The organism is Flavobacterium sp. N3904, assembly GCF_025947305.1.
Lineage (GTDB): Bacteria > Bacteroidota > Bacteroidia > Flavobacteriales > Flavobacteriaceae > Flavobacterium.
Window position 1 is genome coordinate 1,572,067 of sequence record NZ_CP110009.1, and the last position, 13,422, is coordinate 1,585,488.

Annotated in this window: 10 protein-coding genes; 2 read left to right on the forward strand and 8 right to left on the reverse strand. The window is 33.3% G+C overall.

Annotated elements, in window-relative coordinates:
* Positions 1-2: 2 nt before the first annotated feature.
* The 5 genes from OLM57_RS06485 to OLM57_RS06505 form a co-directional block, all read right to left on the reverse strand.
* The gene (locus OLM57_RS06485) at positions 3-731 is read right to left on the reverse strand and encodes a polysaccharide biosynthesis/export family protein (RefSeq protein ID WP_264566420.1); all 729 of its coding nucleotides are present in this window, start codon (positions 729-731) and stop codon (positions 3-5) included.
* A 24-nt stretch (positions 732-755) separates the two neighbouring features.
* The gene (locus OLM57_RS06490) at positions 756-1,190 is read right to left on the reverse strand and encodes a response regulator (RefSeq protein WP_264566421.1); all 435 of its coding nucleotides are present in this window, start codon (positions 1,188-1,190) and stop codon (positions 756-758) included.
* A 144-nt stretch (positions 1,191-1,334) separates the two neighbouring features.
* Positions 1,335-5,153, reverse strand: a complete 3,819-nt coding sequence (locus OLM57_RS06495; protein ID WP_264566422.1) for a PAS domain S-box protein — start codon at positions 5,151-5,153, stop codon at positions 1,335-1,337.
* 2 nt (positions 5,154-5,155) lie between these two features.
* The gene (locus OLM57_RS06500; RefSeq protein ID WP_264566423.1) at positions 5,156-6,298 is read right to left on the reverse strand and encodes an FIST signal transduction protein; all 1,143 of its coding nucleotides are present in this window, start codon (positions 6,296-6,298) and stop codon (positions 5,156-5,158) included.
* A gap of 4 nt (positions 6,299-6,302) precedes the next feature.
* On the reverse strand, positions 6,303-7,652 hold the full coding sequence (locus OLM57_RS06505) for a sigma-54-dependent transcriptional regulator (RefSeq protein ID WP_264566424.1): 1,350 nt from the start codon (positions 7,650-7,652) through the stop codon (positions 6,303-6,305).
* A gap of 329 nt (positions 7,653-7,981) precedes the next feature.
* On the opposite strand from OLM57_RS06505, the gene OLM57_RS06510 reads away from it, so the two are divergent.
* Together OLM57_RS06510 and OLM57_RS06515 are read left to right on the forward strand one after the other, a co-directional pair.
* Complete coding sequence (locus OLM57_RS06510) at positions 7,982-8,677, forward strand: PH domain-containing protein (protein ID WP_264566425.1); 696 nt, start codon at positions 7,982-7,984, stop codon at positions 8,675-8,677.
* Positions 8,678-8,815: 138 nt separating this feature from the next.
* A complete protein-coding gene (locus tag OLM57_RS06515) occupies positions 8,816-10,018 on the forward strand; it encodes an NAD(P)/FAD-dependent oxidoreductase (protein WP_264566426.1) in 1,203 nt (400 codons plus the stop codon).
* 56 nt (positions 10,019-10,074) lie between these two features.
* Here the strand turns inward: OLM57_RS06515 and OLM57_RS06520 are convergent, their stop codons facing one another.
* The 3 genes from OLM57_RS06520 to OLM57_RS06530 form a co-directional block, all read right to left on the reverse strand.
* Complete coding sequence (locus OLM57_RS06520; RefSeq protein ID WP_264566427.1) at positions 10,075-11,175, reverse strand: DUF4407 domain-containing protein; 1,101 nt, start codon at positions 11,173-11,175, stop codon at positions 10,075-10,077.
* 155 nt (positions 11,176-11,330) lie between these two features.
* On the reverse strand, positions 11,331-12,932 hold the full coding sequence (pckA, locus tag OLM57_RS06525; RefSeq protein WP_264566428.1) for a phosphoenolpyruvate carboxykinase (ATP): 1,602 nt from the start codon (positions 12,930-12,932) through the stop codon (positions 11,331-11,333).
* Between the two features lie 72 nt (positions 12,933-13,004).
* Positions 13,005-13,400 (reverse strand): DUF423 domain-containing protein, encoded by a 396-nt coding sequence (locus tag OLM57_RS06530; RefSeq protein WP_264566429.1) that lies wholly within the window; start codon positions 13,398-13,400, stop codon positions 13,005-13,007.
* Between the last annotated feature and the right edge of the window lie 22 nt (positions 13,401-13,422).

Sequence of the window (13,422 nt, forward strand, 5' to 3'; positions counted from 1 at the left end):
TTTTAAAGTAATCCGATTAATATTACTGCAGTAGTAATAGCAGTTGTAATTGGGATAATTGTTGCAATGCGTTTGTCAAACTCTTTGTTCTTTTTTGAAGGAACAATTATTACATCTCCTGGATGAAGTTGAATATTGGTATTAATTACATCTTGGTCCGTGGTCAAGTCCAAATTGGTCATTTTTACTTGGTTGCCAACTTGTCGTAGAATTTTTATTGACTTTAAGTTGGCATAAAAATCAAAGCCACCCGATTTACTGATCATTTCAAGCAAGGTGACATTATCTTTGTCGATGTTTATGGTACTTGGATTTTTGACTTCTCCCAGAACTATGATTTCTTTGTTGAGGATTTTTACATCTACAATTGGGTTAACCAACCATTTTTTTAATGCAGTTCTTATCTCTTCTCTCAATTCTGGAACCGTTTTGTTGAGTACAGTTGTTGACCCTATTTTTGGTATTTCAATTGTGCCATTTGCATCCACCATAAGCCATTTGCCATATACTTCATTTGAGTTGTAAATTCCATAAACAGATCCGACACTCAGATTGTCTTCGCCCCAAACAGAAATAGAGATTTTATCATCTTTTCTTATTTTATATTGATAGGTTGAATCATAGTTAAAGGCTGGTTGATCTACTAATGGTTTTTTGCTCACCAATAAGTTTTCGGTTTTACAAGCTGTAAAAAGTAATGATAGAAGAAGTATTTTTATAATTGCTTTCATTTTTGGAGATGTTTATGGATAATCTTAGAAAATGGATAAAAATCGTTTTAGGATAGTAGGATTCGATTTTTTGAGTTCTTCTTTTACTTTTATGATTTTGGTAATAATTAAATTCATTTTCTCGGAAACCATATTGTCCTTTATGATGTAATCAAAAGCACCGTATTTTAAGGCGTCTACGGCAGTTTTAATGTTTTCCTGACCAGAAATCATAACCACATAAATATTGGGATTTTGTCTTTTTATTTTTTTTAATACTTCAAAGCCCGTAATGTCTTCCATATTATGATCTAAGAAAATAATATCTGGTTTTAGATTAAGATTGTTTAAACAATCATTTCCATTATTGTAATAGGTAATGTCTGTGTAGTTTAAGTTCAATAGGTATTGTTCGTACATATTGGCACAAAAGATATCGTCGTCTACGATAAAGAATTTAAATTGATTTGAGTTTTCCATGGTATAGTGTTGTTTTGATAACTGCTATGCCAATATCAAGCCAAAAATCCTAACACCAGCAAAATAGGGGTGTTAGGATTTTTGGCATAAGTTTTTTTTCCAAATTTTGGAAAATAATTCCAAGTGAATTTCGAAAAGGAAGGATTATTTGCTTAACTCATTTTCCTGAAGAAGGGAAATTACTTGTAGTAATGTTGGTTTAATAATTGAAAAAAGCGCCTTTATTTGCTCTTTATCAGTAGTTTCTTTGGCTATTTTTTCAAGTAATTTGATTTCCTCTAGAATGGATGTAATTCCCAAACTTTCTACGCTTGGTTTTATTTTATGAATCAATCTGCTCACTTCTTGAAAATCATCAACAGTTAATGCTGTTGTGATATTTTCGATTTCCTCTGCAGTTTGTTTTATAAACAGGCGAACCATTTTAAGTACGAATTCCGAATTTCCTCTGCTTAAATTATTCAAAGAGTTAAGATTGTATAGTTTTTCATTGCTTAAAGTTACGGGTACTTTAATATTTTCTATCTCTTTATAGACAGTATATTTTGCAATGGTATTTAATAGAATAGTTTCGTCAAAAGGTTTTGTGACATAATCATTCATTCCGGCATTTTTGCATTTTTCGATTTCGGCTTTAAAAGCATTAGCGGTAAGCGCAATAATTGGAGTTGTGAGTTTGAAGTCGTTTCTAATGATTTTGGTGGTCTCATATCCATCCATTTCTGGCATTTGAAGATCCATTAGGATAATATCGAAGTTTTTGTTTTTCAATATTGAAATTGCTTCCATTCCGTTTTCGGCCTCAGTGATGGTGCAGTCATAATATTGAAGCGTATTTTGTGCTACCATTCTATTCATTTCATTGTCTTCAACCAATAAAATGGAAAGTCCGTTAAGTTCTACCTTTTTTTCTTGTTGTTTTAAATTAGAGATATTCTCAGGATCTCCTTTTATAAAATTGGCATAAATGCGAATAGTTGTTCCTTCATTTCTTTTGCTTTGAATATCTATTTTGGCATCCATCAATTGAATAAGTTCATAGGTAATGGCCATACCTAAACCCGTTCCGCCAAATTTTCTGGTTATGGTTTTGTCCTCTTGTGAAAATTTACTAAAAATATTTTCAATAAAACTTTGGTCCATGCCTATTCCTGTGTCAGCGATTGACAGACATAATTCTTGGAAAGTAGTATTGTCTTTAATTACGTTACAATCAACTGATATTTTGCCTTTTGAAGTAAATTTCAAAGCGTTGCCAATGAGGTTGTACAGTATTTGTTCCAATCGCAAAGTATCTCCTTTTAATACCGTATTTACTTGATCGGATATAGTAAAATTCAGTTTCAGACCTTTCTCTTTAGCTTTTGGCTTGAGAATGCGAATTACATTTTTAATGGAGTTTTCAAAAATGAAATCTTCTTTTTCAAGAGTCATTTCGCCAGCTTCAATTTTAGAAATATCCAATATGTTATTTATTATAGAGAGCAAATGCTTGGAGGCAATAGCGCTGTTTTCTATATATTTTTTTTGAAGTTCTGTAAGTTCTTGCTTTTCTAATTCCCTTAAAAAACCAATAATAGCATTAAGTGGTGTTCGTATTTCATGACTCATATTGGCTAGAAAAGTTTCCTTGGCTTTGGATGCTTCCTGTGCTTTTATTTTTTCGGATTCAAGATCAATTTCCAGTTGTTTTTGTTCGGTTACATCCAAGTGAATTCCCACCGATCCAATTAGGTTACCATTGTCATCATAATTGGGCCCACCACTTATTGTCCACCATTTGAGTTCTCCTCTTTTGTTTTTAATGGGAACTTGATACAAGTCGGATATGCCTTGTTCACGCAATGCGATTTTTGAGGTTACTTTTTCTTTATTTTCTCCAAAAACAAAAAGATCTTTTGGGTTTTTTCCTAATAGTTCACTCACTTCGAATCCAGACATGGTGGCAAAACTCTGATTGACAAATTGTATGATCTCATTGTTATCTACTTCTATTAATCCCAAATTCATATTGGCAATTATGTTTCGATATTTTTCTTCTTGAAATTTCAAATTAGATTCAGCTTTTTTTCTTTCAGAAATATCTTGAATAAAGGAGCAGAAGTATAGCTCATCGTTTTGGTGCATAGGTACTATTGAAATTTCTACGGGAAATTCTGTACCCTTTTTATTCAAAGCAGGAAGTTCTATTTGTTTGTTTAGTATAGGGCCTTCTCCAGTATTTATATAATGTTTCATACCTTGAGTATGGCCAGCATTATGTTGCTTAGGAATAATGGTTTCGTTTAGTGTTTTTCCTAAAACTTCATTTTCAGACCAGCCAAAAATGGACTCTGCCTGACTGTTCCAAAAGGTTATTCGTCCTTTTGTATCTATCATTATAATAGCATTCAAGGAAGCGTTCATTATATTTCGGGAACGTTCTTCACTTTGCTCTAATAGCGTTTGGTTTTTTATTCTTTGTGTAACATCGGTATATTTCCAGAGATGACCCTTATATTCTTCATCAATAAAAATAGGAATGTAATCTCTTTCATAAAAAGTGCCTTCTACTGTTTCCATCAGTTCCCCTATGACAATCTCATGTTTGTTTGTGATTTCATTTATTCTATTGACAAAATGTTCGGAGTCTTTAAATAATGATTTGGATTTCAGTGCAATTTTAGTACAATCCTCACCAATCAACTCTTCGGGGGAAACGGGAATATGACGCATATCACAAAACAATTGATTTGTAAACAGCAAGACACGTTTCTCGCTTTCGACCATTATTCCGGATTGCAAATTGGCAAGTAACGTTTTTAATAGTTCTACTGTTTGTGAAAGCTGAAGTTCGGCTTCTTTTCTTTTGGAAATATCCTGAATAAAAGAACAGAAAAAAGTTTCTCCATTCTGAGTTATTGGTATAATGGAGACTTCGGTTGGGAAAATAATCCCCTCTTTGTTGATGGCATCTAGTTCTACTTGTTTGTTCAAAAAATAATCTTCACCATCTGTTAGATAGTGCTTGATACCATTATCGTAATTTTCTTTGTTATAAGGAGGAACGATGTAATCCGAGAATATTTTGCCTACGATTTCTTCTTTTTTCCATCCAAATATGGTTTCAGCCTGTTCGTTCCAAAACGTAATTTTTCCTACATCATCTACTGTGATTATAGCATTTAGAGAGGCATTCATGATTACACGACTGCGTTCCTCACTTTGTTGCAGCAGTTTTTGATTCAGTATTCGGTCAGTAACATCCGTGAATTTCCACAAATGACCTTTGTGTATCTTATCTATGAATATTGGAATAAAATCGCGCTCTAGGAATCTATTGTCAGTGGTTTCTATTAATTCTCCGATGACAGTTTTTTTATGAAGCAAAAGTTCTTTGACCCTAGATACAAAAACTTCTGGTTCTTTGTAGATGTATTTATTTTCTTCAAATTGCACAGAATAATCAATTCCTTCTGTTTCTTCTGGTGATATTGATTTCTTTTTTTGATCCCAAAAAAGCTGATTTGAAAACAAAATGTTTTGATTCTCATCTTCAACCAAAATGCCAGATTGGAGATTTACGAGCAATGTTTTTAATAATTCTACGGTTCTGGATAGGCTTTCTTCGGTAGCTTTTCTAGTTTCAATTTGCTTATTTAAATATTTAGAAATAAATAGTAAATCATCTACATCATCATCTGGATTTATTCCAGCATAATTTTCATCTAAAGTCTCTAAACTGTCATATAAATTGGAAATGGATTCTTGTTTTAAAGCATATTCTTTTTTTAAATTCAGATTGATTTCATGATATTCTTTCTCACTTTCCTGAAAGGAATGATCCATCAATTCTCGGTCTCTTTCAAATGACAAATAGGAATCATTTATGGATTGAATGAATGATTGTAATGAAGGATCATTTGCCAATTCAAGCGGAAGGTGTTTTCTAATTTGTTTTTGTAAATGCTTATGAAAATCCATATCTAATCTCTTTCGTTTAAACAAGTGATGGTCATAGTTTGATTGTGCAATTCGCATTTGGCCATAGGTTTGAGAGGAGAAATTTCACCATAAGAATAAAAACCGGTGAGTAGGGTTTGCTCTCCAAATATTTCTGAAACGGCCTCTATTTCTTCTTCGGTTCTACTGCCCAAAATAAGTTTTCTTCCCACACAGCTAATCATGATGGCCAATTTTGGATTCGCTTCATTCATTTTCAAACAAGTAGAAGCGGCATCGCTTGCAGCATCAATCAATCGGTCAAAATTGGCTTTCATAAAACGAACTTTACTTCCTATTGGAATGTCACCCGCAAAAGTCATGGATTGATTTTTTTCATCTATGGACAAAATGGTTCGTACTATTGGATTCTCGCTTTCGTCTAGTTTTATGGATAAGGGGAACAATAATGCTGACCCAGGAAGTTCATCGGCATATTTGCCCAAGTAGGTTTTGTATAAATCAAGTGCGTTTTTACCATCAATCTCAAATAATAGATTCTCAGTAGCTTTGGTAACGGTTCTTTCGAGTCCAAAACTTTCCCAACCACCAAGTGATCCATGTGAGACTTCTAGTTGGGCGCCATAAAAACCAACAGCAATAATCTTCCCTGTTTCGGGAACTTTATTCAATCCTACATACGTTTTTTCAAATTTGGCACCATCACCAGCTAACCCTCCTGTAATTAATACCGATTCTTTTTTGACATGATTCATACCTTTTACTAGTTCGCTACCATTTACTTTTCCACCATCAGAAAGAACAAACACAAGCTTTAAATCGTCTTGAGGAAAAGTGTTGATTAATGACATACCCGCCTCAAAACTGGTAGAAAAATCATTAATGTCAACCTCGGATGTTTTTATGGTAGTTTTTGAAAAGGATATTGCTGAGATTGAAATGGTATTATCAATAACTTCTGTATTATAAATTTCTCCAGAGGAAGAACACAATAGTAATTCTGAATTTGGGAACTTCTCTTTAATTTTCTCGAAAGAAGTAGCGTTCGAAATCAAATCTCTTGATCCAAATCCAAGAACCAATTGTACTTGATCAAAATTTAATTCTTCTTCATTTTTTTCTTCAATAAAAGAATTCTCTTTGTATAATGTTGTCGCTACTTTCATAATTTTATTTTTTAATGTCCAAAGATTGAATTAAATTATAAATGGTTGATTTGCCAATGTCTAGTTTCTTGGCTGTTTTTAATACATCATTATTGTTCTTTTTAAGGTAGTGCAAAATAATTTCAGCATTATATTCTTTTAATGTTTTTTCTTGTGAAAGGAAAAAATTGGTATCATGAATGCTGTTGAATGTAAAATCATCGGCAAGAATTTCATTTGATTCACACATGACACAAGCCAAATCTATAACCGACTTTAATTCTCGAATATTGCCAGGAAAAGGATATTTCAATAATTTATCCTTAGCTTCTTTTGATAAGATAATAGGTTTCATTTTATTGTCTTTTACAAATAAATCAATAAAATGCTTTGCCAGTAATAAAGTGTCATTTCCTCGTTCTCTTAATGGTGGTAACTCAATAGGCAGGCCAATTATTCTATAATACAAATCTTCTCTAAAGTTTCCTTTCTTTACTTCTTGGGCCAAATCTTTATGAGTTGCAATTATCAGTCTGGCGTTGAACTTTATTTTTGCAGATCCTCCCAAACGCACCACTTCTCTTTCTTGCAAAACACGAAGTAATTTACTTTGAAGATTCAAATCCAATTCGGCTATTTCATCTAAGAAAATAGTTCCTCCATCTGCCTGTTCAAATTTACCGATGCTTCTATTATCAGCACCTGTAAAAGCACCTTTTTCATGCCCAAAAAACTCACTTTCCATCAACTCTTTAGGAATTGCGGCCATATTTACCGCTATAAAAGGTTTGTTTTTTAAATCCGAATTATAATGAATTGCTTTGGCTACAACCTCTTTACCAGTTCCGGTTTCTCCGGTTATGGAAACATTTATATTGGTATTGATCGATTTGTTTATTTTATTGAAAACACTTTTGATTGCTTCACTTTGACCAATAATTGTTTTTTCAAAACTAAACTTCTGTTCAAGTTTCTCGCGTAGTTCTTCAACTTCTTGCACTAAACTTAGATTTTCTCTTATTTTAATAATGGAATTCCAAAGTAAATCTTTGGTGTGGCTATTTTTTACAATATAATCTTTGGCTCCCGATTTTAAGAATTCGACAGCTACTTCTATATCCTCCTGCCCACTGATGATGATTATTGGAATCGAATTATTGGTTTCTTTTATTCTTTTTAAAAGCAAATCTCCTTTAATATCAGGTAGACCAAAGTCCAAACAAATGATGTCTGGTTTAAGATACAAATGGCTTAAACACTCTTTTCCGGAAGAATAAAGAAGGACTTCAAAATCTGGATTTAACGTTAAATGATATTTTAAGGTTTCACCAAAAAAAGCATCATCTTCAATTAGAAATATTTTTATTAGGCTCATAATATTTCTTCGTTTACTATTATCAATTAAAGGTATAAAAAAAAGTAAAGGTTTTCTGTTTTTTTAATTAGAAATACTACGCTTTCAGTAATTTAAAGTTTTCTGAATTGTTTTTAAATTTATTTTTTTAGAATTAGAAATTCAAATTATAATGTCAAATTTAAAAATAGGCATTACTTTTGTACAACAATTAAAACACTTAGCAACTCAGTTACTTAGTAGCTCAGCAACTTTATAAAAAAATGAAATGAGCATAATAACTGATTTTTCGCCAAAACAAATGAAGATATGCGAATTGCATATTCCAACAAAAACAATATTAGCCACATATGAAAGAACAAATTAAAAAGTTTTTAAACGAAGAACAAGATCCAAAAGCAATTGAGAAAGTCACTTCAAAATTGAAGGATATTTTAATGAAAAACGAAGAAGTAGGATATATAGCGGTTCAAAAAAAACCAGCATTAACAGTTCTTCCGGATAGTATTGTTATGACCAATAAAAGAATCATCATTTGCCAGCCTAAAAATTTGGGTCTGTCTATGAATTTTATTGATTATACTTGGGATGATATCGAAGGCACTTTTGTAAAAGAAAACATTCTGGGCTCCGAATTCTCTTTTTCTACCAAAACCGATATGCAGGTTTCAATTGATTATATTCCGAAGATTCAAGCTCGTAAAATATTTACGTATGCCAAAGAACAATTGGATATTTTGAAAAATAGAGCAACACAAACTGTAGTCTCGGAAGAAATCGCTCCATCATTAATTCAAGAGTCAGAATTGATTGAAGAAATGGAAACGGAAGAAGTAACGGATTATGCCGAAATAATGCCGGTAGTTTCGAATTATGCAGAACCTATTGCAGATAATTCAGCTACTTCAACAGAGAAAAAGCCAAGTGAATTGACACAAGACGAACTTTTTGCAAAGCTTCAAAATTATAAAAAACTACTCGATAACGGTCTGATTTTGCAAGGCGAATATGATGCTTTCAAAAAAGAGATTTTGAGTTATATGTAGTCCAATTGCTACTTCAAAATTACACAAAAAGAAACCCGACAAATTAATTGATTGTCGGGTTTTTTTATTGCTTGTGTGACAATAGTTACTGTTTGTCTATTTTTACTAAGCTACCTTTATGCTATAAAATTCAAAGTTATGACAACGACAGTAGTAGTAGGAGGAAGCTTTGCTGGAATGACGGCGGCACTCGAAATTAAAAGAAAAGGCAAAGAAGAACATAAAGTGGTTTTGATAGACAAATCACCTTTGTTTTTATTTATTCCATCACTCATTTGGGTGCCTTTTGGAAGAAGGGAAATCAAGGATATTTCTTTTAAAAAAGAAGAAGTTTTAAGAAAAAAAGGTGTTGATTTTGTTCTTGACGAAGCTGTAAAAGTTGACACTACCGCTCAAATTGTCTATACGACTAAGGGCGAATTTAAATATGATAATTTAGTGGTTGCCACAGGGCCAAAAGTGAAATACGACATTGCTCCAGGAGTAGAAGAATTTGCTCATTATGTTGGAACACCAAATGGAGCAATGAAAATTCGTACCGCCTTGGAAGAATTTAAGAAAAATCCAGGTCCAATTGTTATCGGTGCAACGCAAAATGCGGGTTGTATGGGAGCGGCTTATGAGTTTTTATTCAATATCGAAAAATGGTTGCGCGAACAAAATATTCGTAAAAAAGTTGATTTGTACTGGATCACTCCAGAGGATTATTTGGGACATTTTGGAATAGGTGGAATGCCAATGGGAGAAACCATGCTCAAAACCTTCATGAAAATGTTCAACATTCATTATCGAACAGAAGTTGGGGTTAAAGAGGTCTTTGCAGATAAAGTCGAATTGTCTACTGGTGAAATTCTACCAAGCAGTTTTACCATGTTAATGCCGCCTTTTGTTGGAGTGGAGTTTGTAACCAATTCACCCGATCTTAAAGCAACTCCAACGGGTTATATACCGATTGGAGACGATTATAGACATTTGTATGTTCCCAATGTATGGGCTGCTGGAATTGCAGTTGATGTGAAGTTGCCTTTTACACCCAAAAGTATTCCGTTTGGCTCACCAAAAACAGGTTACCCATCTGATGAAACTGGAAAAATTGTAGCTGAAAATATCATTAGAGTAGCCAAAGGAAAAACCGATTTGGTAAAAAAAGCTTGGGGAAGAATCCCTGGACTTTGCATTATGGATGCGGGAAAAAAAGAAGTCCTTATTTTATCCAGTTCGTTGTTTAAACCACGTTCATTTGCGATTATGATTCCAAATGTATTATATGATTTTAATAAAGTCCTACTCGAAAAATACTTTCTTTGGAAAACCAAAAAAGGGTTAGCATTTCTGCCCTAACTTGATTTTACTCGATAAAAAAAAGCCTTTCAGTTGATGTTGAAAGGCTTACTTACTTACAATGTTTTCATTTGCTTCTCTACAAAATTATTGGATTGATGCTCTAATAATTCGGTTGCGTTTTTTCTTTGCAAATCGTATAATTTTTTGTCCTCGGCAATATCGGCATAAACTTTATCGTGCATAATTGCGCTGGTTTTTATCAATAATTCGCGTTGGTATTTGTCTTGCTCGATAGTTGCTTTGAGTGCTGTTTCCAAGTCTTCCAATTTATAATCGTATTCGCCTCTTGGCGACAGTAATTTGGCAATAATAGGGGAGGTTTCAATCGCTAAGAATAGTAGCATTATAAAAAAGGAGGGAATCCATGGCAATTTATTCAGCGCGTTGATTCTGGCCATTAAACCATCAAATCCATCAATGATGGGTTGGGTTTCGCTCACTTTTTTGTCTAAATCCATTTGCAGTGTTTGGGTGCCTTTTTCCAGAACAGCAATTTTGGCCAAGTTGTTTTTTCGAATGGTATCCAATTCTTTTTTGGACAAATCGTGCTTGGCTATTTTTTCTTTAAAAACAGGACCTTTTCCTAGTTTTTTTGTTCCAGCAGTTCCTTCGGCTTCTTTGATGTAGGTTTCATAAAGCGTGTTTACCTCTTTTTCTTTATTGGTGATTTCAGCCTTGAGATTCTTTATTTCAGTTTTGTTTTTGTCTAAATCTGTTTTGAAATAATTGGAGACTTCCTTTTTGTTATTCAAAGCCATGGCATTTTTCTCTTTCAATAAAACAGTATTAATTTCCTTTTCGAAAATTTTAATTTCCAATGGCTTTGAAATCACGATAGCAATGATGAAAGCCAAAATAATTCGGGGTGTGGCTTGCAGTAATTCATTGGAAAAACTGTTTCTTTTTCGAATAGTCGAAACGATAAAACGATCGAGATTAAAAATAAGTAAACTCCATACAAAGCCAAAAAGCAAAGCAGGAATAACGTTGTCAAAAACAGTGAAAAGGGCATAAGCACTGGCAATAAAAGCCATAACAGCTGTAAAAAAAACAGTGGCGCCAATACCTACAAATTTGGTTTGTTCACCTTCAGAGCAGCCTTCAAGGAGCTTTTTGTCAGCTCCTGAGCAAAGGATAAAGAATTGTTTTAACATGATTGATTTGATTTTTGATTGAATGATGTTGCAAATTTAACGCCAAAAAATTAATATTGTTGTAAAAAGTTGATTTGTTTTTGATTAGGATTTAAATTGTAAAAAAAAAGAGCTGTTCAGTAACGAACAGCTCTTTTAGTAAATTAATAATTAACTTATGCAATTGGTGCACCTGCCAAAATTTCGGCATTTGCGAATTCTTTGAATTTAGCAAAATTTTCTTCAAATTTATGAGCCAATTCGGAGGCTTTTTTATCGTATAGTTCTTTGTCTTCCCAAGTGTTTCTTGGGTTTAAAATTTCTTTAGGAACTTCTGGACAAGATTGCGGAATAGCAATTCCAAAAGTTTTGTGATTCGCATACTCCACGCTGTCTAATTCTCCTTTTAACGCAGCGGTAATCATGGCACGGGTATATTTTAATTTCATTCGGCTTCCAGTTCCATAAGGACCTCCTGTCCAACCCGTATTGATTAACCAAACTTTTACATTGGCATCTTTCATTTTTTTGCTCAACATTTCTGCATATTTTGTTGGGTGCAATGGCATAAATGGCGCTCCAAAACAAGCTGAAAAATTAGGTTGAGGTTCTGTTACCCCTGCTTCTGTACCAGCCACTTTTGCTGTATATCCTGAGATAAAGTGATAAGCAGCTTGTCCAGCCGTTAGTTTAGATATAGGAGGCAAAATCCCATAAGCATCAGCTGTCAAAAAGAATATGTTTTTTGGGTTTTTACCAATTGATCCCGGTTGAATATTATCAATATGATCAATTGGGTAACTTACTCTTGTATTTTGTGTAATAGAAACATCTTCAAAATCAACTTCATTGGTTCCAGTTTTGAAAACTACATTTTCAAGAATTGCTCCTTTTTTGATAGCTCTAAAAATGTCTGGTTCGTTCTCCTCAGTAAGATTGATTACTTTGGCATAACATCCTCCTTCAAAATTGAACACAGTATTCTCATTCGTCCATCCGTGTTCATCATCACCAATTAATTTTCGCTCAGGATCTGCAGATAAAGTTGTTTTTCCTGTTCCAGACAAACCAAAGAATATGGCTGTGTCTCCATCTTCTCCAACATTGGCGCTACAATGCATAGGTAAAGTGTTTTTGAAAACAGGTAAAATAAAATTTAATGCAGAGAATATTCCTTTTTTCATTTCTCCTGTATAACCAGTACCTCCAATTAAAGCAATCTTTTTTGTAAAGTCCAAGATGGCAAAATTTCCTTGTCGAGTTCCGTCAATGGCTGGATCAGCAACAAATCCGGGTGCGCAAATTACGGTCCACTCTGGAGTAAAGTTTTCTAATTCTTCATGAGTAAGTCTCAAAAACATGTTGTGGCAAAACAAATTGGCCCAAGCTGTCTCAGTTACTACACGAACATTTAATCTGTAATTTGGATCGGCGCAAACATAAGAGTCCCTAACAAATACTTCTTTGTTAGATAAATAAGTAGTTACTTTTTTGTAAAGAGCATCAAAAGCGGTTGGTTCAAAAGGGATATTTACTTTCCCCCACCAAACTTTATCTTGAGTAATACTATCTTTTACGATGAAACGATCTTGAGGAGAACGTCCTGTAAACTCTCCGGTATTTATTGCTAATGCTCCAGTAGAATTTTCAACTCCCTGTCCAGATCGAATGGTAATATCATGTAACTCATTAGGGGTTAGTTGATACTGAATTTTGGCATTTTCAATTCCCAGTTCTTTTAACGAAATCGATTTCGTAAACAAAGCGTAGTTGTCCATAAAAAATAAATTTTTGTGAGTGTTGTTTATTTCACCGCAAAAGTATAATTTTTTTTAGAACCACATTATATTTTATTTTTCTTTTTTTATTGGTTTTATTAAGTCAAAAAACAGGATGAACCATGCAGAAATAAGAAATATCCCCCCAATTGGAGTAACGAAGCCAAATATTTTAAAATCAATTGGCATCAAAGAATTGGTAGCCAACAGGTAAATGGAGCCAGAAAAAAGGACAACTCCAAAAACAGTCAAATTATAGATGTTTTTTTTTGATTTTTGTCGAATTATAGTTGTTGTTCCAATAAACAATAAAAACAATGCATGGTACATTTGATACCGTACACCCGTTTCAAAAGTGGAAAGTTGTTCAACCGTGAGTACTTTTTTTAGGGCATGTGCGCCAAAAGCACCTAAAATTATGGCGACCATTCCAAAAATGGCTGCCGTCGTAATTATTTTTTTATCCATTGTTTTTTGTTTTATAAAAGGC